This is a genomic window from Shewanella sp. 125m-7, from assembly GCF_052977045.1.
Genome location: NZ_JBRILQ010000025.1, coordinates 38,419 through 64,489 on the forward strand (window position 1 = coordinate 38,419; position 26,071 = coordinate 64,489).

A 26,071-nucleotide genomic window follows, 5' to 3' on the forward strand; every position below is an offset into this window, starting at 1 on the left:
AAGATTCACGTTAACACCAAGTTAAGGGTGCCACCATGTCGATTACGGGAATTGCAGTTTCATCAGGTATCGCTTTTGGACAAGCGCTACACCTCAATTTACACCATGAGAAAATTGATTATCGATTAATCCCCAAAGCCCAAATTGCTATCGAGTTGCAAAAGCTACGACACGCCTTCGCTCTGCAAAGGCTGTATTTAAATCAAAGCTTAGAAAAGTTACAACCCGACAGCAGCCACTTTGAGTTAATTGAAGCGGACCTACTGATCCTCGATGATGAAGACCTGTTAGCGCAAATTGAACACACCATTTCTAGGTTACAGATCAGCGCTGCCGCTGCTATTGAAAGGGTCTTCGAGCAACAAGCATCTGAACTGGCACTCTTAGACGACCCCTACCTTGCCAATCGGGCACTAGATGTCTCCTGTTTGGGTCGTCGACTCATTGCCCGTTTGAACGGTGCTCAACATCTAGATCTCAGCCAGCTGACACAAGATACAATAGTATTTTCTCAAGATTTAACCCCGGCCGAATTCGCCATGCTTCCGCTTGAGCATATCACTGGCATCGTGCTCAATACAGGCGGTATTACCAGCCATACCGCGATTTTGACCCGTAGCGCCGGGCTTCCAGCGCTACTCAGTTGCCAATATGACCACACGCAGATAAAAAATGGCACTCAGGTTGTGTTAAACGCCATTGAAGGTGAGCTGATAATAGAGCCGGACCCACAGCAACACGCATATCTAACAGTACTAAAACAACAGGAGTTCGAACGAAAGCAACAATTACTTACCCTTAAAGATTTACCGACTGAAACTTTAGATGGTCACAATATATCTTTATTAGCCAATGTCGGTAACCTTAACGAAATAAGTCACTTAGCCGATGTTGGCGCCGAGGGGATTGGACTATTTCGAACTGAATTCATGCTAATGAATACCAGTAAACTACCCGATGAAAAAATCCAATATCAATTTTATAGTGATGCTCTGCATTTAATGGATGGCAAAACCTTTACGCTAAGGACGTTAGATGTTGGCGCCGATAAAGAGCTTTCTTGTCTAGAACCGATCAATGAAGATAATCCGGCATTAGGCTTAAGGGGAGTTCGCTACAGTTTGGCCCATCCGCAACTCTTTAAAACCCAGCTCTCAGCGATTTTGCGGGCGGCAAATCACGGCTCCGTTCGCTTGATGTTCCCAATGATTAATCAAATTGAAGAACTTGAGCAGTTACTCGGCTACGTTGAGGAGTGTAAAGAACGCCTCGTTGAAGAGGAAAAAGGCTTTGGTGAGCTAAGCTATGGTATCGTAGTCGAAACACCAGCCGCAGTGCTCAATCTTGAGTCCATGCTGCCACTGCTCGATTTTGTCAGTATAGGCACCAATGATCTGACCCAATATACGATGGCCGCCGATCGCACCAATCCATTACTGACGAAACAATACCCGTCACTCTCGCCAGCAGTGCTGCAGCTCATCCAAGCCACCATAGATATTGCTCATAAAAATGACATCACCGTATCACTTTGTGGAGAGTTAGCAAGCGATCCAAAAGTAGCGCCTTTGCTGGTGGGAATGGGAATTGACGAACTCAGTGTTAATTTAAATTCATTATTAGAGGTTAAGTCTGCAATACGTGATATAAGTTATCAAACATGCTTGATCCTAGCCGAACAGGCGCTAAAAATAAAAAGAATCGAAGAGTTAAAATGTTACCTTAACCCTCGACCTTAGAAATTATGATAGCTGCATTAGCCTTTTTCAATAAAAAAAACGATTCCAAGGGGCAAATTAAATGGGATTTTTGAGCCGTATTAGACGCCTTATTTCAGGACAAACTGACATCTCTGGCGAAGTCAATGTGTACGCACCTGTCAGTGGCAAAATTGTTGCCATTGAAAAGGTACCTGATGCTGTATTTTCAGAAAAAATCGTTGGCGATGGTTTAGCCATAGAACCTAAGGGGCACCTAATTTTGGCGCCAATCGATGGCACTATAGGCAAGATTTTTGAGACCAACCATGCATTTAGCATTGAGTCGACTCAAGGGATCGAGATATTTGTACACTTTGGTATAGGTACAGTGGAGCTTAGAGGTAATGGGTTTAAGCGATTAGCCGAAGAAGGCCAAGAAGTAAAAATGGGCGAGCCAATAGTCGAGTTCGATATAGACTACTTAAAAGAGCATGCAGACAGCCTGCTCACCCCTGTTCTTATCGCTAATATGGAAGACATACGCAGTATCGATAAAAACCAGGGGCATATAGAAGCCGGTAAAGATGTGATTTTTTCCGTCAGACTTTAAGTCTTAACCTTATATATACCCAAGTTACCTCCGTGAAGGCCTAATCTTAATTAGGCCTTTTTCTTCGCCGTGCAAAATTCAACTTCAAGTCCTCTCAAGTAAGTCCTCTCAAATTTAAATGCATTGAATAACACTCAACAAGGGGGATAACGCAACAATTGTCCCTTGAGCAGAGCTAAAAGCAATGCCACAATGCAGACGACTTATAAAAATAGATTGGAGTACCCTTTTGACACTTTTCGGCATTAAGAATTGCGATACCGTTCGTAAAGCGCGTAAATGGCTTGAAGCAAATCAACTTGACGTGACCTTTCACGACTTTCGTGAAGATGGGCTCAGCAGTGAACAGATAGAAGAATGGGTCAGTGCTATTGGCTGGGAAGCCCTATTTAATAAACGTAGCACCAGTTTTCGTAATCTAACCGATACCGATAAAGCCGATATTAACGAAAAGAAAGCGATTGCACTCATGGCCCTCTACCCGACGCTAATCAAACGTCCTGTACTCGTCATAAACGGCCAAGTTCAAGTCGGATTTAAAGAAGCTGACTATCGCGCGTGGTTTAACTTATGAGCCACAATGACGACTCAGCAGTATTAAGCCTCGCCAAAGACCTCATATCCCGTCAATCCGTAACACCTTTAGATGAAGGCTGTCAGCAGTTAATGGCTGACAGACTCGCAGCGGCAGGCTTTGGCATTGAATCTATGGTATTTGATGACACCACCAATATGTGGGCGCGCCGAGGAAATCAATCCCCGGTATTTTGTTTTGCTGGCCACACAGATGTGGTTCCCGTAGGTGATCTTAATCGTTGGCATACACCACCTTTTGAGCCCGTTGTTATTGATGACTATTTACACGGTCGTGGCGCAGCAGACATGAAAGGTTCATTAGCTGCGATGTTAGTTGCAACCGAGCGTTTTGTTAAAAAATTCCCCAATCATCAAGGTTCAATCGCCTTTCTTATTACCAGCGATGAAGAAGGCCCATTTATTAACGGCACGACTAGGGTCATCGATACTCTAGAGGCGCGCAATGAAAAAATTACTTGGTCATTAGTGGGTGAACCATCCTCGACTCATAAGCTCGGTGATATCGTTAAAAATGGTCGTAGGGGTAGCCTAACGGGTAATTTAACGGTCAATGGGATCCAAGGGCATGTTGCCTACCCTCATCTTGCTGATAATCCAATTCATAAAGCAGTACCTGCGTTAGATGAGCTGGCTAGAATGAAGTGGGATAATGGCAATGAGTTTTTCCCACCTACCAGTTTTCAAATCGCCAATATCAACGGCGGTACAGGTGCATCAAACGTCATACCCGGTGCATTAGAGGTAATGTTTAATTTCCGATATTCGACCGAAGTGACCGCAGAGCTCTTAATCGAGAGAGTCGTCAATATTCTCGATGCCCATGGTTTGGATTACGATATTAACTGGGTCTTTAATGGTTTACCTTTTCTTACTGGTGAAGGCCCTTTATTGGACGCGACTAAAGCAGCAATTAAAAAGGTTACCGGTACAGATACCGATCCGCAAACATCTGGTGGCACATCTGATGGTCGCTTTATCGCACCGACGGGGGCTCAGGTAATTGAGCTTGGCCCCGTTAATGCGACCATTCATAAAGTGAATGAGTGCGTCAAAGTCTCAGACCTTGAGTTACTCACTGATTGTTATGAAGCCATTTTGGAAAACTTGCTGTGCAAGTAGCCCATCCATTTCTCTACGGCCTCCAAAGCAAGCATTTAGTGGAATGTTTAGGACAGCTTTTAGAGCTAAACACTGCCGCTGCATTTTTAAAAATGCAGCGAGCAGCGTTAACTGAAGGTATCGATATCCAGCTTTGCTCTGGATACCGAGACTTTGACAAACAACTATCAATTTGGAATGCCAAAGCCAGTGGTAAGCGAGCGGTATTAGATAAACATTCTAAGGCGGTCTCCATTGACCAACTTTCCTCAAATCAATTGATCGATACCCTACTAATATGGTCCGCAATTCCTGGCATGTCGCGACACCATTGGGGAACTGACATCGATATATTTGATGGCAACAAGATAGAAAGGTCTCAATTACGCTTAGTTTCCGATGAATATCAGCAAGGTGGACCTTGTTTCACTTTGAGTCAATGGTTACACTGCCACGCAGAAAAATATGGCTTTTATCTGCCTTTCCAACAAGGTCTAAGTGGTGTGAGTCCAGAGCCATGGCACCTGAGTTACTTTCCGATTTCAAAAGACTATATAAAGACTTACGAAATAGACTCAGTCAAAGCGATCTTAAGCTCTAGTGCTATTTTATATAAAGATACCATTCTCGAGCGTTTAGACGCTCTCGTTAATGAGTATGTTTTGCGCGTCGCGCCAGTACCGGCTCTGAAGCCCTCAAACACTTAACCCCGATTTCACCGAACATATTTGAGATAACACTGTGAATACAATCGACTTAACCACAAACTTTTCCGCCAACAGACACCAACTAAACATAGATGGTAGTACGCTAAGCTATCTAGATATTGGTCAAGGGCCAGTTTTATTGATGGGTCATAGTTACCTGTGGGACAGTGATATGTGGGCGCCACAAATTGCCCACTTAAGTCAAAGTTACCGCTGTATTGTTCCAGACCTTTGGGGTCATGGTTTTTCAGGGGCGCTACCTGAAAACTGTCGAAACTTAAGAGCCGTGGCCGCGCAAATGCTTAGTCTTATGGACGCGTTAGACATCGACACATTTTCTGTCCTAGGCTTATCGGTTGGTGCTATGTGGGGCGCTGAATTGGCACTTAAAGCACCGACTCGTGTTCAACACCTCATCATGCTAGGTAGCTTCATTGGTTATGAGCCAGAAATCACCCGTGATAAATATTACGCTATGCTCGATGTTATTAAAGCTGAACAAACAATATCACCTAAGATCATTGATGCGATCACCCCACTCTTTTTTGCTCATCAGCCCAAAGCAGAACTTGTCGCACAGTTAACACAAAAGCTCAGTCATTTTGATAGCGATAATATCGACACCCTTTATCAGCTTGGTAGAATGATTTTTGGTCGTCGAGACACTATGGATGATGCCGAGTTATTCACCCTTCCTTGCTTGATTATGACTGGCGTAGAAGATAAGGCTCGCAGTGTACTCGAAGGCTACTTGATGCACGATGCCATTCATGGCAGTAAATATGTGCATATTCCAGATTGCGGTCATATCTCAACATTAGAGCAAGCAGAATTTGTTAATCAGCAAATTGAGCTGTTTTTAGCTCAAAATAATTAATTTAGGCGAGTGAAAGTAATTCGCTCTCAACCTGTGCTGCAGCATGACTCATTAACACTAACAACCCTGCAGCAACACTTTTAACAAACAGTTAAGCTTACTTATCTATAGTACTGAATAGACCAGCAGCGCTAGGGTTCAATGATAGACTTAGCCTGTATTGAAGTTTTTCTTAACTGAGCGAACATAAGAGCAGAATGAAACTACTAAAACCGCTTTTTGATAATAACCGTCGTTGGGCGGGCCGGATCCTTGAAGAGGATCCAAAATTCTTTGAGCAGCTGGCTAAACAGCAAAACCCAGAGTATTTATGGATAGGCTGCTCTGATAGTCGCGTACCATCAAATCAAATTATTGATTTGATGCCAGGCGAAGTATTCGTCCATCGTAATATCGCCAATATGGTTATCCACACCGATTTAAACTGCCTGTCTGTACTGCAATATGCTGTTGAAGTACTTAAAGTCAAACATATTATGGTTGTTGGACACTATGGTTGTGGTGGTATTAAAGCCTCAATGGGTACAGATAGATTAGGTCTAATCGATAACTGGTTAGGCCACATCCGTGATATTTACCGCCTGCATAAGAGCGACCTTGATAACATGGATGAGGAAGAACGGTTTGATCGTCTATGCGAACTAAACGTGATTGAACAAGTTGCCAATGTCACTAGCACGACAATCGTTCAAGATGCCTGGGCTCGCGGTCAAGATGTCGCTATCCATGGCTGGATTTATAGTGTTGAAAACGGATTGCTGTCCGATTTAGATGTTACGGTAACTAGTGAAACTGAACATCTACAGCGCTAAGACCGCTTAAACTTAAACCATTATTTAAGGGCTGACCTAAGCATCTAGCTGGTACAGCCCTTTTTTGCGGCATTCGTTACACAATTGCTGCTAAATAGAAGAAAAATAGTAAGAATTCTCGCAGTTACTACCCTATCCCAGTTATAATCCGGTATTTATTTTTAGCGCAATTTTGCGCAGTGAATGCTAAGGAAATATCCATGCCTGGTTTTGAATTATTTGGTCCTGAAGAGAAACAAGAAGTCGCGGATGTAATGGAAAATGGTTTCACCTTCCGTTATAACTTTGACCATATGCGCAATGACCGCTGGAAAACCCGTGAAATGGAAGCCTTATTGTGCGAAAAAATGAATGTAAAACACGCACATCTTGTATCGAGTGGCACAGCAGCGCTACAAACTGCAATGGCTGCTGCAGGAATTGGCGCGGGTGATGAAGTTATTGTCCCGCCTTTTACTTTCGTTGCCTCTGTGGAAGCGGTATTTATGGCAGGAGCAGTGCCTGTATTTGCAGAAATCGACGAAACGCTTTGTCTATCCCCTGAAGGCATTGAAGCTGCGATCACACCAAAAACTAAGGCGATTAACTTAGTCCACATGTGTGGTTCTATGGCAAAGATGGATGAAATTAAAGCAGTTTGTGCCAAGCACCAACTAATCATTCTGGAAGATGCTTGCCAAGCAATTGGTGGCAGCTATAAAGGCCAAGCTTTGGGTACTATCGGTGACGTTGGTTGTTACTCATTCGATTCGGTAAAAACCATTACCTGTGGTGAGGGTGGAGCTGTGATCACCAATAATGACACCATCTACAACTACGCGCATATGTTCTCAGACCATGGTCACGATCACGTAGGTAATGACCGCGGCGCAGAAGGTCACCCTATCATGGGCCTTAATTTCCGAATTTCAGAAATGAACTCAGCGATGGGCTTAGCTCAGTTACGTAAACTCGATAAAATCATTGATATCCAGCGTACTAACAAGAAATTAATTAAAGACGCTATGGCTGAGATCCCTGAAGTTACTTTCCGCGAGATCCCAGATGTTGAAGGCGACTCGGCAGGCTTTTTAACTTTCTTTATGCCAACTGAAGCTCGCACAATCGAGATCAATAAAAAGCTGGCACAAAATGGCGTTGATGGCTGCTTCTACTGGTATGTCAATAACTGGCATTACCTATCTAACTGGAAGCATATCCAAGAGCTTAAGTCCTCTTCTGCGCTTCCGATAACACTTATCGAAGACAGACCCGATTACACTCAAGTGTCTGTGCCTAAGTCTGATGCTATCATGAGCCGCACTATTTCTATGCTTATCAAACTTTCATGGACGGAAGATGAGATTAAGCAGCGTATCGAAAATATAAAACGCGCTTTTGCTTAATGAACAACAAGTATCCGTCGCGCCAATATGTATTGGCGCGATAGCACATTTTAAACTAATGGCCCCAACGGAGAATGTCGTAATGAGTTTTAAGAATTTCAAATGTGTACCAAAAATGATTTTTGGTCGCGGTTCATTTGCCCAACTCGATCAAGTGTTAGCGGAAGAACGCCAAGTAGAAAATGATTTTGTAGTGTTTTTAGTTGATGACGTCCATCAATTAAAACCACTAAGTGATCGTATTCCAGCTAAAGCACATGATCTACTCATTTATGTCAATGTGGATGATGAACCCACGACAAAGCAAGTTGATGCACTTACCGAGCAAGTTCAAGCTTTTAATAGTAAACTACCTGTGAGCGTAATTGGCTTAGGTGGCGGTTCAACATTGGATCTCGCCAAAGCGGTATCACTGATGTTAACTAACCCTGGCGGCAGCGCCGAATACCAAGGCTGGGATTTGATTAACAATCCAGCAATTCACCATATTGGTATTCCTACTGTTTCAGGTACTGGCGCAGAAGCATCGCGTACAGCAGTACTTTGTGGCCCTGTGCGTAAGCTTGGTTTAAACTCCGACTACACGGTATTTGATCAGATCATTATGGATTCTGAGCTGATTGCGGGTGTGCCTACAGACCAATGGTTCTATACCGGTATGGATTGCTATATCCACTGTGTTGAATCATTAGAGGGCACTTATTTAAATGAATTTGCGAAAGCATTTGCCGAAAAATCGATGGATCTTTGCCGTGAGGTCTTTATAGACGACCATGCAGAAAAAGATGACAAACTAATGATGGCTTCTTATATGGGCGGTATGAGTATTGCCTATAGTCAAGTTGGTGCATGTCATGCAGTTTCTTATGGACTGGGCTATGTATTAGGCTACCATCACGGTATAGGCAACTGTTTAGCATTTGATGTACTCGAAGATTTCTATCCAGAAGGTGTGGCTGAATTCCGTAGGATGATGGATAAGCACAATATCGTTCTGCCTAAGAATATCTGTAAAGATCTTCCTGATGAAACCATCGCTAAGATGGTTGCTGTCACCAAGAGCATGGGCCCACTTTGGGACAATGTTTACGGTGAAGGCTGGGAAGATAAAGTCACCGACGAAATGCTCACAGCGCTATTTCGTCGTATCTAAAATCTAGCGTAAGCAAGACTGGGCTCTAATCACGGAGCCCACGATACTTTTTTAAGTAGGTAAATTGAATGAATGTAACCTTATTAATCCCTGCTCGTTACGGCTCTAGCCGTTTCCCTGGCAAGCCATTGGCACCGATAAACGGTAAACCAATGATCCAGCATGTTTACGAGCGCGCTGCTTTAGCAAAAGGGCTTAAAGACATCTATGTTGCAACCGACGATGAGCGCATTAAAGCCGCTGTTGAAGGTTTTGGCGGCAAAGTTGTTATGACAGGTGCAGATGCCGCATCAGGTACCGACCGTATCGATGATGCTATAACACAACTAGGACTCGCTGATGACGACCTTGTGATTAACTTGCAGGGTGATCAACCGTTAATCGATCCTATCTCTATCGAACAGCTGGTTAGCCTTTGTGAACGTCACCCAGGTGAATTTGACATGGCCACCTTAGGCTATGCTATCAGTGACGAAGAGCAATTAAACGATCCTAACCACGTTAAAATGGTGTTCGATAACAATTTTAATGCGCTTTACTTTTCTCGAGCACGTATCCCTTACGGTCGTGATACAAGCGATTTCCCCGTATATAAGCACCTTGGCGTTTACGCTTATACCCGTAAATTTATCCAGACGTTTGCTAAGCTACCACTTGGCCGCTTAGAAGATTTGGAAAAATTAGAGCAGCTTCGAGCTCTAGAGTATGGCTACAAAATTAAGGTTGCTATCAGTGCATTTGATTCACCAGAAGTGGATACGCCTGAAGATATCCGCATCTGTGAAGCAAGACTGGCTGTTGACTAATTGATAAGGCGATAACCGTTATGTCAAATCTTGAAGTTGGATTACTCATTTTATTAATCGTTGGTGTTATCGCCAGTAATTTAGCGGTCTTGAAATACAGCGCTAAATTTAAAATGACACAATTTGGTAAAGATCATCATAATAGAACGCCCGCAGAAAAAAAAGTTGCTGACAAGGATGCTCAAGACCAAGATCCAAAAGCTGACTCTGAAAAGAAGTAACTAGACAGTCTACTCTGCTATATTGAAAACAAAAAAGGCGCTATAGCGCCTTTTTTATTGTCTTACCTACACCTGCTACTTCTTATACCAATCAGTATAAAAATCTGATCGCTCAGCGAGAGCTCATCGCAACAATCACTTAGCCCCGCCCTGCTAATTCTACTGTGCTAGCTCCTTTTCAAGCAGCTTCGCAATCTTCTCTGGCGAGCCAGTATTCTTTGCTAATAACGAGTAAGCCACTGGGATCACGAGCAACGTAAAGAAGGTTGCCAATGTAATGCCCGATAACACTACAACACCAATAACAAAGCGTGTTTCAGCGCCCGCGCCCTCGGAAAGAACTAACGGGACCGCACCTGCAGCTGTGGTGATCCCCGTCATTAAAATGGGTCTCAATCGCTGACTCGATGCCTGAATGATCGATTGCTGGAATTCAACGCCTTTATCTCGTAACTGATTGGCAAACTCAACAATCAAAATACCATTTTTTGCCGCTAGCCCCACCAGCATGATGATCCCTATCTGACTGTATATATTAAGGCTTTGCCCCGTTGCCCAAAGCCCAATAAGCGCACCAAGTGTCGCCAAAGGAACTGTCAGCATTATCACCAATGGATGAACGTAACTTTCAAATTGAGCGGCTAACACGAGAAATACAATACCTAACGCTAAAACGAACACGAAATACATCGAATTACCTGAGTCCTGGTAATCGAGCGACTGCCCTTTATAACTGACTATCGCCTCAGCAGGCAGATACTCATGGGTTAAGTCATTTAAGTAATCTAGCGCTTCACCTAAGCTATACCCATCGGCCAGATTAGCTTCAATCGTAATAGCGCGCATACGATTATAGCGATTAAGCTGACTGGCATCGGCAAACTCTTCAACATGCACCAAGTTAGACAATGGGATCAGCTCTTTACTTCTGTCAGAGCGAACATAGATATTCTCAAGGTCGTTGGCAGTATTTTGATTATCGCGATTGCCCTCAATAATCACATCGTACTCTTCACCATCTCTCATGAAAGTCGTTACTAAACGGGAGCCTAACATCGATTCCAACGTACGCCCGATATGGGATATAGACACCCCAAGATCAGATGCTCTGTCTTTGTCGATCACCACTCTAAGTTGGGGTTTAGTCTCGTTATAGTCGTGATCTAACCCCACTAGGTTTGGATTTTCTTTCGCTTTTTCGATAATAATATCGCGCCATCTAGCGAGCTCTTCATAACTCGGACCACCTAAAACAAATTGCACGGGTTTACCGACTCCACGGCCAAAGGCTTGCCTCATCACAGGAAACGCCCTTACTCCCGCTAAATCTGATAGACGCCCTCTAATATCACCAATGATTTCAAACGCGCTACGCCTAACCGCCCAGTCCTCGAGCACAATAATCGCCATACCGTTAGAGAAATTTGAGCTACGGCCAAAGCCTCTGGGCGCACGAATAAGCAAACGCTTAATTTCGCCAGCCTCAACTAATGGCATCAAGCGATTCTCTATTTCATCCATATAAGATTCAATATATTCAAAACTTGCCCCTTGAGGCCCGTTAACAATCAGGAACATTGATCCTCTATCTTCTCTTGGCGCAAACTCTTGCGGGACTTCTTTGGCTAAAAAAGCACTACTGACAAGTGCAATGAGGATCAGCGATGAGACTAAAAATGGATGCTTCATCGCTTTCAGCAAAATCATCCGGTAATGAGCAGAAAGGCTATCCATGCCCGCATCTATTTTACGTACCAACCAAGAGTCTTGTCCTGAAGGCTTAAGCAGCTTGGAGCACATCATAGGGCTTAAGGTTAATGCCACAATACTTGAAAAAATAACCGCCGCACTCATTGCAACCGCAAACTCTTTAAATAACTTACCCAGATCACCTTCTAAGAACGTAATCGGCATGAATACCGCCACTAAAACTAAAGTCGTTGCCACTACGGCAAATGCCACCTCACGAGCGCCTAGGTAAGCTGCTTTTAACGGTGTATCACCTTCTTCTATACGCCTGTGAATGTTTTCCAGTACTACAATCGCATCATCAACGACCATACCAATCGCTAGGATCATCGCCAGCAAGGTTAGTAGGTTAATGGTATAGCCAAGTGCATACAGCACGATAAAAGTTGCCATCAAAGACACGGGAACGGTTAATGCCGGAATAAGCATGGCGCGCACACTACCAAGGAACAGGTATATCACCACTATCACTAAAAACATGGCGATAAATAGTGTCTGGTAAACCTCTTTAACCGAGGCTTCAATAAATACTGAGCTATCGTAAGAACGCTTTATTTCCATACCTGCGGGTAAGGTTGGATTAATCTGATCGACTAATTTATTCGCTGCGCGGGCAACGTCGAGTGTGTTGGCAGTTGATTGCTTTGACACGCCAAGACCAATCATGGCTTCGCGGTTACCTCTGAAAGTAATCCGCTCCTCTTCTGAGCCAATTTCAACTTTGGCAACATCACCGAGTTTTATTAGGTAACCGTCATCGCCTTCTGCTAGAACTAAGTTGGCAAAATCATCAGATGTTTTATAACTGCGCTCTAATCGCACCGTAAAGTGGCGCTCTTTTGACTCTACACTTCCTGCAGGTAATTCAACATTCTCCGAACGAAGTGCTGACTCAATATCTGCTACCGTTAAATTTCTTGCCGCTAGCGCTTGCCTGTCAATCCACACCCGCATGGCATAGACTTTACCGCCACCAAGGCGCATATTTGCAACACCATCAATCACAGAAAAACGGTCGACTAAATAACGTCTGGCGTAATCTGTTAGTTGTAAAGTGGTCATCTGATCTGAGACCAAATTAAGCCACATAATGACTTCATCTCCCCCATTGGCCTTTTGAACCTCTGGCGGTTCAGCTTCTTCGGGGAGGTTATTAAGTAGCCCTGATACCCTATCTCGCACATCATTTGCAGCCGCTTCAATATCACGGCCAACATCAAACTCTAACGTTACATTTGAGCGGCCATCACTGCTCGATGAACTAATGTGTTTAATACCTTCAACGCCGCTAATTCTATCTTCGACTAATTGAGTGATACGGCTTTCGACTACTGCGGCACTCGCACCACGGTAATTGGTCTGAATTGAGACCACTGGCGGGTCGATATTTGGATACTCTCTTAGCGGCAGCTTTTCAAACGCCACTAAGCCAAAAACAATCAATAAAATACTAATAACAGAAGCGAAGACCGGTCGCTTAACCGAAATATCAGTTAAGATCATGCCACTGGCTCCACACTCGCCTGCTTAAGAAAACTAAAGCGCTCGCTAAAGGTCACTTTGACTTTATCGCCAGGGCGCACTTTTAAAAGCCCGCGGATCACGACTTGCTCATCCAGCACGACACCGTCAATAATTTCAACCCAACCCCGCTTACGCAGACCTAGAGACACTTGCTTTTGCTCAATAACGTCTTCGTCATTGACCACATAGACATAATGCCTATCTTGAATTGGAATAATGGCAGATTCTGGCAATATCAGTGCATCACGGCTGGTTTTGATCAGCATCACCTTCATCAACATGCCTGGAAGTAATCTTTGTGTTGGGTTAGGGATCTCAGCCCTGACGATTACGGTGCGAGTCTTGGGGTTAATGCGACTATCAATAGACACCACTTTACCTTTAAACACCTCATCGTCGAATGCTACAGCAGTAGCTTCAACCTTCTTTCCTAATGCTAAGGCTTGCAAAAAACGCTCAGGTACAGAAAAATCCAACTTGATGACAGAGATATCATCTAAGGTTGTAATCGCATTGCCTGGACTGACTAGCGCACCAACGCTAACTTGGCGTAACCCTAATGCACCAGAAAACGGCGCCTTAATACTGCGATCTCCTAAGGCAGATTGTGCCTGTGCTAACTCCGCTTTTGCGGTATCAATCAAGGTTTGCAGCCTATCGCGCTCAAGCTCTGCAATTGTTTGACTGGTAACTAGACTGCGAATGCGCTCAAGCTCTCGTTGATGATCTTTAACTTTAACCTTGGCAACCGTGACACGTGCACGCTGTTCACTGTCTTGCAGTTGGATAAGCAAGCGTCCCTTCTGGACTAAATCACCGTCATTAAAGTTGACTTGGGTAACGACGTCAGTCACTTTAGGCGTCACTGTAATAGACTCGTTGGCCTTGCTAGTTCCTAACGCTTCGACTTCATCACGTATCGGTTGCATCGCGGCTTTAGTAATAACGACATTGGGTGTGGGGCGAGATTTCTTTTGCGGTTGTGCTGGAGGTTGCTGCCAATAGAGATATGCTGCAACGGCTAGCAATGTAAGGATTATTATTATTTTTTTCATGTCGGCCTTAACAAACTACTTTTAGTTGCAGTTAGTTTACCTAGAGATAACTTTGCTTCAATACGTTTTACTTTTTCTTACAAATAAAACACTTGAGTCACACAAGGTCGTTTTCAGCACAACGTTCTAACTTATATCCATCAATATAAAGATGTGATCGCTCAGCAAGAGTTTAGCGCTTGCGCGGTAATATTATGAATTGCTCCTCGGCTCTAGCATCCAGCTTCGCTCTACCTCCTATATCCTTATCGTCGTGCATTAATGACATTCGCAGCATCCATCCGTATTTAATTTACTTGCCATAAACACTCTCAATCGCTCGCTTTCTTATCCTGATTACTATTACATATTTATTATTCTGGCTCTAAGCTAGCTTAATTTTAGCGCTGAAAACAACAAAGGAGCCCTTAGGCTCCTTTGTTATTTGACTTTACATTAGTGATTACGATTAGCGTACTTTGCGATCTTCACGCATCAACTCTGAAAAACCATCATAAACAACAGTCACAACCTCGTTAGACAAAGGTTCATTTTTTGCGTTCAAGAGGTGAATTTCAGTCTTGTCATCAATGCCATCTTTAAGCTCAATACGATAAGAACCGGCTTCAATTGGTAGCTCTTTCTCACTCCATAACGAGCTCCAGAAACCTGAATCATCAGTCACATTGATATAAAGTAGACCTTTGTTACTGTCCATATCGACAATTTCAAAACCCATTTCAGGTAGTACGATACGTAGACGATCCCAAGTGCGTTTAAACTTCGCATCAGCTAACCAATAAGCTTGCTCTTGTGCATCCGCGATAAGGTTGACATCAATACCAAGACTTTGCTTTAAGCGTTTCGCTTTCAATGCTCTAGCACGTTCGACACTCATGTAACTGATTGAGTCATTTAATCTATCAATAGTATAACGACGCTTATCTTCGCCACTTAATAGAATATCCTGACGCTCGCCGTCATAGCTTTCTTCATGCTCAACCAACTCAATCGTTAAGTTGCCGCTACGACCGTGAGGACGAACATCTACTTTATATACGTAACGCTGCTTCAGGGTATAAACTTTGTCGCTTCCCCAGAAGCTAGACTCGATAACTTGAGAGCTTTCGATCCAATCCGTTTCAATCGTACCAAGCTCATAGTTTTCACTGCGTATTGAAATTGACTTACTCGCAAAGTACTCTTTTAAAACATCAAATACTTCTTGCTTTAGATCAATATCATTATCAATCGACTCAATAACGATTTTAATATTGTCGTCGCCCTCTTCTACTCGTGTTCCTTCTGCCATAGGTAAAACCTGTAGCGGTGGGCGAATATCAAGGTTTGTGCCAACTAGCGCTTTATCGGCCTTGGTGCCCACAGCTGGAATAGTATATTCCTTGCTATAAGTCGGCTTATTTAAGCCTGCGGGGATAACTAATTCAGGTGCAATAACCAGATCTTGGTAATTCTGATCCGTATCATTTGCCTGTCTTCTGTCAATCGGTGTACTACATGCAGTAACTGCAGCAACTAAGATCAGTGGAGATATTTGCTTTAGCATTTATTATTCAACCTCTATTCGGGCATTTTTCATCGCTTCTAGCAACAGACCATGAAACTCTGGAGAAAGTTCAGTTAATGGCAAACGAATATCACCTCGACTGATCAGTCCCATACGGTGAGCCGCCCATTTTACAGGGATAGGATTCGCTTCACAGAACAGCGCACTAAATAACGATTGAATTGACTCTTCAGCGTTCAGCGCCACTGAGATATTACCCGCTAAAGCCGCATCACACATGGCTTTAAACTGTTTTGGAACAATGTTATTCGCAACCGAAATAACACCATTACCACCGAGTGCGAGAAACTCTCTTGCAGTGGCATCATCGCCACTGTAAAGCAAGAAATCTTCACCGCATAAACGACGTAATTCTTTTACGCGAGACAGATCGCCAGTCGCTTCTTTAACACCGATAATATTTTTTACACCCACGAGTTGAGCTACTGTTTCTGGCAGCATATCGACAGCGGTGCGTCCTGGTACGTTATATAGGATTTGTGGCACATCGGTACTCGCAGCGACTGCGGTATAGTGTGCAATAAGCCCCTTCGGTGTTGGCTTGTTGTAATAAGGTGTGACACCTAGCATTGCTGCCACACCAGTATTTGAGAGTCCTTTCGTTAACTCAACCGCTTCTGCCGTTGCGTTAGCGCCATTACCACCAATAATTGGGATACGGCCCGCTGCAAATTTTACCGTTTGTTCGACTACGCTAATATGCTCTTTTGCCGGTAGTGTTGCAGACTCACCAGTTGTGCCAACGGCAACGATGGCATCTGTACCTTGGGCGATATGGTACTCAACTAAACTTTCAAGACTTTTATAATCTACTGTGCCATCACTATTCATTGGTGTGATTAAGGCAACGATGCTTCCGTATATCATGTGTATTCCCCAAGGGTTCAGGACTGGCTATGGTACTGATGCAATCCACTAAAAACAAGCTCTACTATGCAAGACTTGAGCATATTCATCATCAACTTGAAACATATTAAATAAGTGGCAGGATCACAATGACAAGGATCGCAAACTGATTAAGTTGTGATAGCATTACTGACCACGAGAAAAATACGTCACCACATCGGCTATTTTTCAGCCTAAACAAATAACAATATGGGGTATGAAATGTCCAATCACTTGGTCGTTACTGCAATGGGGGCTGACCGTCCAGGTATTGTAAGTAAGTTTGCACGACTCGCGAGTGAGTGTGACTGCGATATTGTTGATAGTCGCATGGCACTTTTTGGTAATGAATTCACCTTGATTATGATGTTAGCGGGCTCTTGGTCATCGATCACCAAGATGGAAACCTCATTACCGAGTCTAAGCGTAGAGCTAGAATTATTAACGGTGATGAAGCGTACGTCAAAACACACGCCGCAAAACTATATCTCCCGTTTAGACATCAACTTCAGTGGTCGTGACCAGCGGGGAACGATGAGAAAGATCACCCAATTTATGGCAGAAAGATCGTTAGATATCGCGGCGGTGAAATCCCATGCTGAAGAAGATGCGTCTGGTAATCCAACGCAAAACATTAACCTAACCATTAATGTACCTGAAAAGGTTGATGTCGATAAATTGGAAGTGGGCGTGTTTGAATTAGCTAATGAGCTAACGCTAGAGTGCACGATTGAGCGTATGCAAGGCGTCGAAAGCTAACCCTGATTAACATGGATAAGAATATGAATACCTTAACAGCCGGCGATAACGCGCCACTTTTTACTCTACAAAATCAAAAAGATGAGTCTGTAAGCCTTACTGAAGCTTTAACAAAAGGCCCCGTACTGGTTTACTTTTATCCTAAGGCGTCTACACCCGGTTGTACCGTGCAGGCCTGCGGCCTACGAGACAGTAAAGAAGAGCTCAATAACCTCTCGGTTACAGTATTTGGCTTAAGCCCAGACCCCGTAGCTAAACTTGCAAAATTCGCAGATAAACAGTCACTTAACTTCTCTCTGCTAAGCGATGAAGATCACGCCATTGCCGACGCTTTTGGTGTTTGGGGTGAAAAGAAGTTTATGGGCAAAATTTATGACGGTATACATCGCTTGAGTTTCTTAATTGGTCAAGACGGTAAAGTTGCACATGTTTTCAATAAATTTAAAACAAAAGACCATCACGAAGTCGTATTAGCTCATTTGAAAAATAGCTAAAGCTGAATCGATTTGAAAGCGAGTATTCCAATACTTCGCCGTGAAATATGATCTAAAAAAGGAGCTTTAATGCTCCTTTTTTAGATCTGCATAACTAAACCAGATATGGATAGATCAATGCTGCGGCAATAGACCACATGGTGAAACAAATAAAGCGGTCTAGGTAACACCAAGCCTTAGGTTTTTTAAATACCGGACTCAAATATTTAGCGCCTATACTTAAACTGAAAAACCACACAAAAGAGGCTAATACTGCACCCGCGCCAAACCATTGTTTATCCGTCCCCTCAAATTGAACACTAATACTACCTAACAAAACCACAGTATCTAAATAAAGATGTGGATTCAGTAAACTGATTGCCAGCGTCGTCAATACCGCCTTTTTTAAACTGTCTGCCACATGGTTTTCTTCACTCACCATTGTGTTCTCGCTAAATGAAGACTTTAGTGCGCCATAGCCATAAATGAGTAAAAATATAGCACCGCCAAAACTAGCAATATCTTTAATAAGTGGAAAAGCTAAAATAAGATGACCGAGACCAGCCACACCAGCGGTGATCATTATCGCATCGATAAAAGAACAAATAGCAGCGATAGGTAATGAATGAGAACGCTTAAGCCCTTGTTTTAATACAAAAGCATTTTGTGCTCCAACTGCCATAATTAGGCTTCCGCCTATTCCCATACCTTGTATAAATGCTGTCTGCATGCCGACCTCAAAACGACGTTAATTTCTAAGGCGCTAGCTTAATCGTCGCAAAAAAATAAGTACAACTAATAAATTTAATAATATATAAGTAAAACTAATACTGTGAATTTGCAGAACCATGACTTGTTGGAGAATAGTATGTTTGATTATGCACACCTTAAAGCGCTATCGATTGTTGTCGCTGAAGGAGGATTCGATAAAGCCGCAAAACGCCTATACATCAGCCAATCTGCGGTGTCGCAGCGGATCAAATTACTCGAAGAAAAAGTGGGCCAATCCTTATTAGTAAGGGCAAACCCCATCAGAGCCACAGAAACGGGGAAGCGCTTGCTACGGCATTATGCTCAAGTACAGTTATTAGAAAGTGAACTACGTTCTGAAATGGATGTTGACGATCCATCATTACCAACAATTGTAAAAATAGCGGTAAACGCTGATAGTTTAGCGACCTGGTTTTTACCCGCTCTCGCCGACACCTTTAAACATCATAAATGGCTACTAGAGTTAATTGTTGACGATGAGGCCTATACACATCACTTGCTTAAAAATGGGGAGGCTGTAGGTTGCGTAACCACCACACAGATAGCCTTATCTGGTTGTAGTAGTGAGTTTCTGGGTAACATGGAGTACCTATGTGTTGCTACCCCACAGTTTATTGAGACATTTTTTACATCAGAGTTTACTCTTGAAGATATCACTCAAGCTCCAGCGGTTGTGTTTTCAACTAAAGATAAGCTCCATGACAAGTTCTTAAACTTTTATTTTGATATTAGTGATAAGCGATGGCGAGAACACAAAATCCCCTCTTCCGAAAGTTTTCTAGAAGCCATAAAGATGGGGTTAGGCTACGGTTTAGTTGCTCACCCACAAGCTAAAGACCTGTTAGAAAGTGGCAAATTAGTCGAAATATTTCCAGACAAACGCATGCAAGTGCCGCTTTATTGGCAGCACTGGAATATTAAAGCAAAACAAACTAGTGTCATTTATCGAGCATTAGCTGCAAGTGCAAAACATGTATTGCATAGCTAGATGATAGGCATATTTAGACTTATACCGATCACCTATTTAGTACGATTGGTATTCATCAGATAAAACATAAAAATCCGCTCGAAATTGAGCGAATTTTTATGTGTATTTAAATAACAGGTCAAATAATCTTACTTTGATTCGAGCGTTACAGATTCTTTTATCACTTCAGTTTCAGGTATTTCTTCGGTCTTTGGTACTGGCCAAGCGTTAATCACAGCCTTAACCAAAGATGCCAAAGGTATCGCAAAGAATACTCCCCACACACCCCACAAACCGCCGAATACCAACACGGCTGCAATAATAAATACAGGGTGCAAATCTACAGCATCAGAAAACAACAGAGGGACCAATACATTACCATCTAAGGCTTGAATAATACCGTAACCCACCATCAGGTAGCCAAACTCAGGACTTACCCCCCATTGCACAAATGCAACCAAAGCAATTGGCAGCGTCACCAAAGTAGCACCAACGTAAGGGATCAGTACCGACAAGCCCGTAAGCACGCCGAGCAATGCCGCGTAACGTAGATCCATAAAAGCAAAGAAAATATAACTGACGACTCCAATAATAAAGATCTCGATAACCTTGCCGCGAATGTAGTTGAAGATCTGTTGATTCATCTCATTCCATACTTTACGGGCTAAATCACGATTTGTTGGAAAAAAGCGTTTGCTGCCTTTTATAAGTTCATCTTTATCCTTTAAGAAAAAGAACACTAATAATGGGATTAAAATCGCGTACACCATCAGCACTAACAAAGACGCTGAATAGCCCAGTATTTGCTTACCGATATCGAGTAAATGTTGGGTATCCAACATCTTTTTCAGTTCGGCAACCATGGTATCTAGCTGACTTGGGTTAACAAATTGAGGGTATTGATTGATATATGACTGAGCGGTGATCAGCCCCTTATCAATCATGCTTGGCAAGTCGCCAATTAAACTCACTCCCTGACGCCAGATACTAGGCACCAAGCCAAAACTAATTAGCAACATCAACCCGATAAACAATATCAATACTAACGAGGCGGCAGTGGTGCGATTGATGCCAATCCGCGCCATTTGTGCGACGGGCCATTCCAACAAAAAAGCCAATACCAAAGCAATAAGCAGTGGTGCTAATAGGCCACCTGCAAAATATATAGCAAGAGCAAGACCAACTAAAATGAGGACTAAGGTGACGGCTTGAGGATCACTAAAACGTTCTTTATACCAACGGCTTAAAACTGATAACATTCAAATTCCCTAGTTTGATGGCCTCGCTAGTCCTTTTCAGCCATCGTTATAATGATTTTTACTTATGTAAAATTGTATAAAGTCTCTTTTACTTCGTCACGCTTAACGACAAAATAGCATCATTATCTTCAAACACCGTATAACAAAATCCCGCTTTTTTTAAATAGCGGGGAACATCTTGCCTAGAACCGGGGTCGGATAATAAAACACGTATGCTTTCTCCCGATGACAGTGGCTTTAGCGCAAGTTTGACTTTTACTAAGGGTAACGGACAACGGTATGGAGTTAAATCAATAATAATCATAATGAACTTGCTATAAACAATCTAAGGCTATTATCCTAATAGGCAACACAAACCACAAGCAAGCATTGTGACCAAGTATTAACAGAAGCATAGCCCAAATTAAGGATCCGCTTGAGCAAATTATCATTGTCTAAATCCGTCATTGCAGGTGCCCTCTCGTTTATTTTATGCACCAGTACGTCTGTTAGTTATGCAAATAACGATTTGCCTGACTTAGGTACAGCGGCGGTTAATACATTCAGCTTAGAAAAAGAAACTGAGTTTGGTGATGCGTACATGAGAGTGATCCGCGGCTCTGCACCTATGCTAAACGATCCGGTTTTAAATCAATACTTAACTGAATTAGGTAATAAACTGGTAGCACATGCCACCGGAGTCAAAACGCCCTTTTATTTCTTCCTACTTAGAAATGATGAGATCAACGCGTTTGCATTTTTCGGTGGTCATGTAGGCGTGCATACCGGTTTATTTCTCAATGCTGACACAGAAAGCGAGTTAGCCTCGGTGATTGGCCACGAAATTACCCACGTTACTCAACGTCACTTAGCACGCTCGCTAGAAGCCCAACAAAAAAGTTCCACGGCAACAATAGCAGGCATGCTTGGTGCCATCTTATTAACCATAGCGTCCCCTCAAGCCGGTATGGCAGCCTTAGCAACAACACAAGCACTCGCCACACAATCCAAGATCAACTACACCCGTTTACACGAAAAGGAAGCCGACCGAATCGGAATGCAGATCATGGTTGACGCCGGATTTGATCCCAATGGCGCAGCAGATTTTTTTGGGAAATTGGCAACTCGATACCGGTTCACCACCAAGCCGCCCCAAATGCTGCTCACTCACCCATTACCAGAGTCGCGGATCTCAGAAGCACGTATTCGCGCCGAACGTTACCCATTAAGACACGTTGCCGACAACCTAAACTTCCAGTTGGCTAAAGCACGGATTCAGGTGCGATTTTCAGGATACAGTGAGCAAGCAGCCCTTTCTATTTTTGAACAGCAGTTAAAACATAATCGTTATACTTTCAAAAACGCCGCACAATACGGCAAAGCGCTAGCCTTGTTTAGGTTGAAAAAGTATAGCGAATCTGAAGTTATCATCGATGAGTTATTGGCTAAGAGTCCTAATAACTTATTCTACATCGATACTAAAACCGATCTGCTCAATCAAAGAGGCGCTAACAAGGAAGCAATTGCCTTGCTATTAGCGCAAAAACAGTTAAAGCCCACATCTCCAGTGGTAAATACCAATCTAGCTAATATCTATCTTGAAGATAATCAGGTAAAGAAGGCAATTCCTTTACTTGAAGACTTGATCTTCCTCGATAAACAAGACCAACTTGCTTACATACTGTTAAACCAGGCGTACAAGAAAAATGGTAATAAGGCGATGGAATACTTTGTTAAGGCTGAATCTTTAGCATTAATCGCTGATTACAAAACGGCTATTGATCAGCTTAATTTTGCCTATCGTGAGGCTAAAGGAGACTCATTGCAGCTTGCTCGAATTGAAGCGCGAATTAGACAATTTAGACAAGCAGATAGAGCCCTTGAAAAGCTGCAATAACCACAGTTAATTTGTGACTCCAATCACAAATTAACGTATCATACTCTTAACTTTTAATAACAATAAAATGACTATGACAAACGTGAGTATTTATCACAATCCAAGATGTTCAAAAAGCCGCCAAACCTTGGCGTTATTAGAAGAGAACAACTGTAAAATAGAGATTATTGAGTATTTAAAAACTCCGGTAACGGCAAATGATATCGCCGATATTTTAGCAAAGCTCGATATCGCACCAAGAGAGATGATGCGAGTCAAAGAAGCTGAGTATATAGAGCAAGGTTTAAGTGATCCCTCTTTAACCGATGAGCAATTAATAACAGCAATGATCAACACCCCTAAGCTTATTGAGCGTCCAATCGTACTGGCTAATAACAAAGCTGTAATAGGTCGCCCTCCTGAAAACGTGCTTTCTATAATATAAACGAGGCTAGTGATGAACTCGACAACCCTATTTAAGCTTTGCCGCGCAGGTTATGTGGCATTGGTCATGATGTTAGGGGCATGGTTCATACGCCAAGGGTTAACTGGCGAATACTCCATGTTTTTTAGCCTACTTTGGCTTGTACCTTTGCTGTTACCACTAAAAGGCATTTTGACTGGAAAACCTTACACTTATGCTTGGGCAAGTTTTATTCTCTGCCTGTATATGCTGCATGCGCTAACATTAGTTTACGTCACCGAAACGCAGACCTTATTTGCAGTGATAGAGTCCTTACTCATTGGCAGTTTATTAATAGGATTCCCTTTTTACGCTAGGATCCGTGGCCGCGAGCTCGGTCTTGGTTTAAAAAAGAAAAAATAGCCCACTAAGCACTGATGAGTGAGACGAATGAATCATCATTCGTCAGTGCCCTCTTCACGATTTCTTCCCGTAATCTGTTAATCCAATAATATTATTAATCCAGTAGAGATCTGCACTGCTTAGCCTTAGTAAAAGTAATCTTTAGAAATAGCCTTAAACAACCAGTCTTGAAAAAGTAACTTTCTAATAGCAAGCTAAGACAGTTACGCAAAGCCAATACCGCACTAAAACCAACATACCATTAAACAAAACACCAAGAAAATCATTAGACAAACCTTTATTTGCGCAACAACCGACGTGCGATATACTGATTATGTATTCGAATATTTGTAGCAGAAAATAATAAAAATAAAGGATAAATACATGAAACGCTCCTTAACTTACGCCTTATTCAGCCTGATAGGGCTTTCTGCGTGCGGTGGAAGTAGTGATAGCAGCGCTCCTCCAGTGGTACCTGAAGGCTTAACTCGATGTGAAACACAAACTGAGCTCAATCAAGTTTCAACCGCATCTGCGGTGACCTTTTATACTGAAGCGGATTACATGGTTGGGCAACCCGCTGCCATCGCAGTCAAGCTGGATGAGCAAAACATCGCCGACTTTACCTTTAATTGGGTGCAAACATCAGGGCCAACTTTAATTTTAAAAAGTGTTAAAAGCCCTATTTTGGCATTTACAGCAAATCAAAGTGGTCGTTATAAATTTGAATTATCGGTCAGCGGAAATGGTGACACTTATAATGAAACGATTGACATAAATTTAAACTCTGGCAACGAAAATCAATTGGCGGCTAGGATCGATCACCAAGTCAATGAAGGAAACGCCGTTAGTTTTCGCATCGATACTCCTGACACTAACTCACCGTCTCAAATAGCTTGGTGTATCGCATCGGGCCCAAATTTCAATGTTGACATCAGTACCGCTGAAACTGCGCTGTTTACCGCGCCGAGTGTTAACGAAGACACCATTAGTACATTAAGAGCAACTGCGGTGATAAATAGCCAAACAGTGACTGACGATGTGCAGTTATTGATCACCAAACAAGCGACGATTACCTCCCCTTACTTTGATGAGAGAGTGGCGAATACCTTTGCCTACCAAGCCGACTCTCCATATAAAGAAGATCTACAAACATGCGTCTATTCAAATCAGTTACAACAAAGTTGTAGCATTACTCGCCTGCCTCTTATTGGGCAAACCCAAGGCATAGATAAACAAGCAATACTAGACCGAGTCTTGGTTTCTCACCAATGGATGGGCGAAAACTTTGAATACTTCCTTGAAAACCTCGATGCCAATAGTGACTTTGCAACGCTATTACAATCGGTTACTGCCGTTGTCATTAGTTACGATGTTAGGCCATCATTTTATTGGGTTGTAACTGGTGCGATATATCTGGATCCAAACGACTTATGGTTACTGGCAGAAGAACGAGACACAATCAATGAAGCGCCTGATTACCGCAGCGGGTTTGGCAATGATTTAGATTTCTTAATGCCTTGGCGCTACGTTAAAAATAACCAATACACCTCTTATGTCGTACCAAGGAATGTGCGTACAGCTCGAAGCCCGCAAGAGATGATGCCTGATCTTGCTTCATTACTTTATCATGAGCTAGCGCATGCCAATGACTTTTTCCCAAGAAGTGTGCACGGCGAGCTCTCTGGCCCAACCTTACTCGATGATTACCTGCGGCGACGTGATGCTGAGCAGTTAGTATCAGATCAACTCGCAGCGCTTTATCCGCTCAATAGCCAAGAGATGACTGACTTGGCAGAGGTTAGCTTTAAGGGACAAACCGCTAATGGTACCCAAAAAGCTTACACAACTGCGGATCTCACAAGTTTCTTTTCGCCCGATCGAGCCAGTGATTATTATGCTTACTCAACCAAGCGTGAAGACGCTGCTATGCTATTTGAAGAAGCATTAATGAGTCATAGATATGCGATACAGCGGGATGTAGCAGTAACAGATAAACCAGATAATCCGACAGCCAGTAGTATCAGTGTTGACTGGGGGCAACGCGGCCGAATTGGCGACAGCAAGCTAGAGAGTCGCGCCGCATACGTCATTAATCAAATGATGCCAGAATTAAATGCTACCGCAGTAGTACGTGCGCTACCCACGCCAATTGCCATGCAACAAGGTCAATCTTGGGCGGAGAACTTAGCCATATCCCCAATAAATACTACGACAGAAAAAGCATTAGCGGCCAATCGCGAGGTTTTGAGGCCAGCTTTTGTAGTGGAACTTAAATTGAGCGGCGATCGTCATGTTAAGCCTGTTGAATAGCTAGATCTGTTGATTGCTAAAGACAAAAAAGCCCAGATACTTTATCTTAATGCTATTCGGATAAGCACTACTGTTTATATTTAAGTGGGTAGCGGCTGGGTATATAGAGCACTGAACGTGGAT

General features: G+C 42.9%; 25 protein-coding genes. 18 read left to right on the forward strand and 7 right to left on the reverse strand.

The window, feature by feature from the left end; translation table 11 throughout:
- The first annotated feature begins 35 nt into the window (after positions 1-35).
- From ptsP to ACVBIL_RS12660, 11 genes are all read left to right on the forward strand, one after another.
- A complete protein-coding gene (ptsP, locus tag ACVBIL_RS12610) occupies positions 36-1,739 on the forward strand; it encodes a phosphoenolpyruvate--protein phosphotransferase (RefSeq protein WP_447167321.1) in 1,704 nt (567 codons plus the stop codon).
- A gap of 61 nt (positions 1,740-1,800) precedes the next feature.
- Positions 1,801-2,310 carry a PTS glucose transporter subunit IIA gene (crr, locus tag ACVBIL_RS12615; protein WP_447167322.1) on the forward strand — a complete coding sequence of 170 codons (510 nt, stop codon included), beginning with the start codon at positions 1,801-1,803 and terminating at the stop codon, positions 2,308-2,310.
- A 184-nt stretch (positions 2,311-2,494) separates the two neighbouring features.
- Positions 2,495-2,884, forward strand: coding sequence for an ArsC family reductase (locus ACVBIL_RS12620; protein ID WP_447167323.1), 390 nt, complete (start codon positions 2,495-2,497; stop codon positions 2,882-2,884).
- Complete coding sequence (gene dapE, locus ACVBIL_RS12625) at positions 2,881-4,026, forward strand: succinyl-diaminopimelate desuccinylase (RefSeq protein WP_447167324.1); 1,146 nt, start codon at positions 2,881-2,883, stop codon at positions 4,024-4,026. The genes ACVBIL_RS12620 and dapE overlap by 4 nt, the downstream gene beginning before the upstream one ends.
- A 38-nt stretch (positions 4,027-4,064) precedes the next feature.
- The gene (locus ACVBIL_RS12630) at positions 4,065-4,712 is read left to right on the forward strand and encodes a M15 family metallopeptidase (RefSeq protein ID WP_447167325.1); all 648 of its coding nucleotides are present in this window, start codon (positions 4,065-4,067) and stop codon (positions 4,710-4,712) included.
- A gap of 34 nt (positions 4,713-4,746) precedes the next feature.
- Complete coding sequence (locus ACVBIL_RS12635) at positions 4,747-5,589, forward strand: alpha/beta fold hydrolase (protein WP_447167326.1); 843 nt, start codon at positions 4,747-4,749, stop codon at positions 5,587-5,589.
- Positions 5,590-5,786: 197 nt separating this feature from the next.
- Positions 5,787-6,401, forward strand: coding sequence for a carbonate dehydratase (gene can, locus ACVBIL_RS12640; protein WP_447167327.1), 615 nt, complete (start codon positions 5,787-5,789; stop codon positions 6,399-6,401).
- A 200-nt stretch (positions 6,402-6,601) separates the two neighbouring features.
- Complete coding sequence (gene kdnA, locus ACVBIL_RS12645) at positions 6,602-7,786, forward strand: 8-amino-3,8-dideoxy-alpha-D-manno-octulosonate transaminase KdnA (protein WP_447167328.1); 1,185 nt, start codon at positions 6,602-6,604, stop codon at positions 7,784-7,786.
- 82 nt (positions 7,787-7,868) lie between these two features.
- Positions 7,869-8,939, forward strand: a complete 1,071-nt coding sequence (gene kdnB / locus ACVBIL_RS12650; protein ID WP_447167329.1) for a 3-deoxy-alpha-D-manno-octulosonate 8-oxidase KdnB — start codon at positions 7,869-7,871, stop codon at positions 8,937-8,939.
- 68 nt (positions 8,940-9,007) lie between these two features.
- Entirely contained in the window at positions 9,008-9,745 is a 738-nt protein-coding gene (gene kdsB, locus ACVBIL_RS12655; protein WP_447167330.1) for an 8-amino-3,8-dideoxy-manno-octulosonate cytidylyltransferase KdsB, read from the forward strand.
- Between the two features lie 20 nt (positions 9,746-9,765).
- On the forward strand, positions 9,766-9,966 hold the full coding sequence (locus ACVBIL_RS12660; protein ID WP_447167331.1) for a DUF2897 family protein: 201 nt from the start codon (positions 9,766-9,768) through the stop codon (positions 9,964-9,966).
- Between the two features lie 159 nt (positions 9,967-10,125).
- On the opposite strand, the gene ACVBIL_RS12665 is transcribed toward ACVBIL_RS12660, so the two are convergent.
- From ACVBIL_RS12665 to dapA, 4 genes are all read right to left on the reverse strand, one after another.
- A complete protein-coding gene (locus ACVBIL_RS12665; protein WP_447167332.1) occupies positions 10,126-13,218 on the reverse strand; it encodes an efflux RND transporter permease subunit in 3,093 nt (1,030 codons plus the stop codon).
- Positions 13,215-14,294 (reverse strand): efflux RND transporter periplasmic adaptor subunit, encoded by a 1,080-nt coding sequence (locus ACVBIL_RS12670; protein ID WP_447167333.1) that lies wholly within the window; start codon positions 14,292-14,294, stop codon positions 13,215-13,217. Before ACVBIL_RS12670 ends, ACVBIL_RS12665 begins: the two co-directional genes overlap by 4 nt.
- Before the next feature lie 448 nt (positions 14,295-14,742).
- Positions 14,743-15,840 (reverse strand): outer membrane protein assembly factor BamC, encoded by a 1,098-nt coding sequence (bamC, locus tag ACVBIL_RS12675; protein ID WP_447167334.1) that lies wholly within the window; start codon positions 15,838-15,840, stop codon positions 14,743-14,745.
- A 3-nt stretch (positions 15,841-15,843) separates the two neighbouring features.
- On the reverse strand, positions 15,844-16,728 hold the full coding sequence (gene dapA, locus ACVBIL_RS12680) for a 4-hydroxy-tetrahydrodipicolinate synthase (protein WP_447167335.1): 885 nt from the start codon (positions 16,726-16,728) through the stop codon (positions 15,844-15,846).
- A 240-nt stretch (positions 16,729-16,968) separates the two neighbouring features.
- Here dapA and ACVBIL_RS12685 point away from each other — a divergent pair, with 240 nt between their 5' ends.
- A complete protein-coding gene (locus tag ACVBIL_RS12685) occupies positions 16,969-17,505 on the forward strand; it encodes a glycine cleavage system protein R (protein WP_447167336.1) in 537 nt (178 codons plus the stop codon).
- Between the two features lie 23 nt (positions 17,506-17,528).
- Positions 17,529-17,999 (forward strand): thioredoxin-dependent thiol peroxidase, encoded by a 471-nt coding sequence (gene bcp, locus ACVBIL_RS12690; RefSeq protein ID WP_447167337.1) that lies wholly within the window; start codon positions 17,529-17,531, stop codon positions 17,997-17,999.
- Between the two features lie 94 nt (positions 18,000-18,093).
- Here bcp and ACVBIL_RS12695 read toward each other — a convergent pair whose 3' ends face one another.
- A complete protein-coding gene (locus tag ACVBIL_RS12695) occupies positions 18,094-18,708 on the reverse strand; it encodes a LysE/ArgO family amino acid transporter (protein ID WP_447167338.1) in 615 nt (204 codons plus the stop codon).
- 138 nt (positions 18,709-18,846) lie between these two features.
- Here ACVBIL_RS12695 and ACVBIL_RS12700 point away from each other — a divergent pair, with 138 nt between their 5' ends.
- Positions 18,847-19,737 (forward strand): LysR family transcriptional regulator ArgP, encoded by an 891-nt coding sequence (locus ACVBIL_RS12700; RefSeq protein WP_447167339.1) that lies wholly within the window; start codon positions 18,847-18,849, stop codon positions 19,735-19,737.
- 128 nt (positions 19,738-19,865) lie between these two features.
- On the opposite strand, the gene ACVBIL_RS12705 is transcribed toward ACVBIL_RS12700, so the two are convergent.
- A complete protein-coding gene (locus ACVBIL_RS12705) occupies positions 19,866-20,975 on the reverse strand; it encodes an AI-2E family transporter (RefSeq protein WP_447167340.1) in 1,110 nt (369 codons plus the stop codon).
- An 88-nt stretch (positions 20,976-21,063) separates the two neighbouring features.
- Entirely contained in the window at positions 21,064-21,279 is a 216-nt protein-coding gene (locus tag ACVBIL_RS12710) for a sulfurtransferase TusA family protein (RefSeq protein ID WP_447167341.1), read from the reverse strand.
- A 111-nt stretch (positions 21,280-21,390) separates the two neighbouring features.
- On the opposite strand from ACVBIL_RS12710, the gene bepA reads away from it, so the two are divergent.
- The 4 genes from bepA to ACVBIL_RS12730 all read left to right on the forward strand — a co-directional run bounded on the left by bepA (position 21,391) and on the right by ACVBIL_RS12730 (position 25,948).
- Positions 21,391-22,851, forward strand: coding sequence for a beta-barrel assembly-enhancing protease (gene bepA / locus ACVBIL_RS12715; protein ID WP_447167342.1), 1,461 nt, complete (start codon positions 21,391-21,393; stop codon positions 22,849-22,851).
- 73 nt (positions 22,852-22,924) lie between these two features.
- Complete coding sequence (gene arsC, locus ACVBIL_RS12720; RefSeq protein ID WP_447167345.1) at positions 22,925-23,275, forward strand: arsenate reductase (glutaredoxin); 351 nt, start codon at positions 22,925-22,927, stop codon at positions 23,273-23,275.
- Positions 23,276-23,287: 12 nt separating this feature from the next.
- Complete coding sequence (locus ACVBIL_RS12725; RefSeq protein WP_447167343.1) at positions 23,288-23,656, forward strand: DUF2069 domain-containing protein; 369 nt, start codon at positions 23,288-23,290, stop codon at positions 23,654-23,656.
- Positions 23,657-24,019: 363 nt separating this feature from the next.
- A complete protein-coding gene (locus ACVBIL_RS12730) occupies positions 24,020-25,948 on the forward strand; it encodes a hypothetical protein (protein ID WP_447167344.1) in 1,929 nt (642 codons plus the stop codon).
- Positions 25,949-26,071: the final 123 nt, after the last annotated feature.

What these genes read in the sequence shown, in the direction of transcription:
- ptsP (WP_447167321.1), top strand. Translation starts at nt 36, where the DNA reads ATGTCGATTACGGGAATTGCAGTTTCATCAGGTATCGCTTTTGGACAA.
- crr (WP_447167322.1), top strand. Translation starts at nt 1,801, where the DNA reads ATGGGATTTTTGAGCCGTATTAGACGCCTTATTTCAGGACAAACTGAC.
- ACVBIL_RS12620 (WP_447167323.1), top strand. Translation starts at nt 2,495, where the DNA reads ATGCCACAATGCAGACGACTTATAAAAATAGATTGGAGTACCCTTTTG.
- dapE (WP_447167324.1), top strand. Translation starts at nt 2,881, where the DNA reads ATGAGCCACAATGACGACTCAGCAGTATTAAGCCTCGCCAAAGACCTC.
- can (WP_447167327.1), top strand. Translation starts at nt 5,787, where the DNA reads ATGAAACTACTAAAACCGCTTTTTGATAATAACCGTCGTTGGGCGGGC.
- kdnA (WP_447167328.1), top strand. Translation starts at nt 6,602, where the DNA reads ATGCCTGGTTTTGAATTATTTGGTCCTGAAGAGAAACAAGAAGTCGCG.
- kdnB (WP_447167329.1), top strand. Translation starts at nt 7,869, where the DNA reads ATGAGTTTTAAGAATTTCAAATGTGTACCAAAAATGATTTTTGGTCGC.
- kdsB (WP_447167330.1), top strand. Translation starts at nt 9,008, where the DNA reads ATGAATGTAACCTTATTAATCCCTGCTCGTTACGGCTCTAGCCGTTTC.
- ACVBIL_RS12660 (WP_447167331.1), top strand. Translation starts at nt 9,766, where the DNA reads ATGTCAAATCTTGAAGTTGGATTACTCATTTTATTAATCGTTGGTGTT.
- ACVBIL_RS12665 (WP_447167332.1), bottom strand. Translation starts at nt 13,218, where the DNA reads ATGATCTTAACTGATATTTCGGTTAAGCGACCGGTCTTCGCTTCTGTT.
- ACVBIL_RS12670 (WP_447167333.1), bottom strand. Translation starts at nt 14,294, where the DNA reads ATGAAAAAAATAATAATAATCCTTACATTGCTAGCCGTTGCAGCATAT.
- bamC (WP_447167334.1), bottom strand. Translation starts at nt 15,840, where the DNA reads ATGCTAAAGCAAATATCTCCACTGATCTTAGTTGCTGCAGTTACTGCA.
- dapA (WP_447167335.1), bottom strand. Translation starts at nt 16,728, where the DNA reads ATGATATACGGAAGCATCGTTGCCTTAATCACACCAATGAATAGTGAT.
- ACVBIL_RS12685 (WP_447167336.1), top strand. Translation starts at nt 16,969, where the DNA reads ATGTCCAATCACTTGGTCGTTACTGCAATGGGGGCTGACCGTCCAGGT.
- bcp (WP_447167337.1), top strand. Translation starts at nt 17,529, where the DNA reads ATGAATACCTTAACAGCCGGCGATAACGCGCCACTTTTTACTCTACAA.
- ACVBIL_RS12695 (WP_447167338.1), bottom strand. Translation starts at nt 18,708, where the DNA reads ATGCAGACAGCATTTATACAAGGTATGGGAATAGGCGGAAGCCTAATT.
- ACVBIL_RS12700 (WP_447167339.1), top strand. Translation starts at nt 18,847, where the DNA reads ATGTTTGATTATGCACACCTTAAAGCGCTATCGATTGTTGTCGCTGAA.
- ACVBIL_RS12705 (WP_447167340.1), bottom strand. Translation starts at nt 20,975, where the DNA reads ATGTTATCAGTTTTAAGCCGTTGGTATAAAGAACGTTTTAGTGATCCT.
- ACVBIL_RS12710 (WP_447167341.1), bottom strand. Translation starts at nt 21,279, where the DNA reads ATGATTATTATTGATTTAACTCCATACCGTTGTCCGTTACCCTTAGTA.
- arsC (WP_447167345.1), top strand. Translation starts at nt 22,925, where the DNA reads ATGACAAACGTGAGTATTTATCACAATCCAAGATGTTCAAAAAGCCGC.
- ACVBIL_RS12725 (WP_447167343.1), top strand. Translation starts at nt 23,288, where the DNA reads ATGAACTCGACAACCCTATTTAAGCTTTGCCGCGCAGGTTATGTGGCA.
- ACVBIL_RS12730 (WP_447167344.1), top strand. Translation starts at nt 24,020, where the DNA reads ATGAAACGCTCCTTAACTTACGCCTTATTCAGCCTGATAGGGCTTTCT.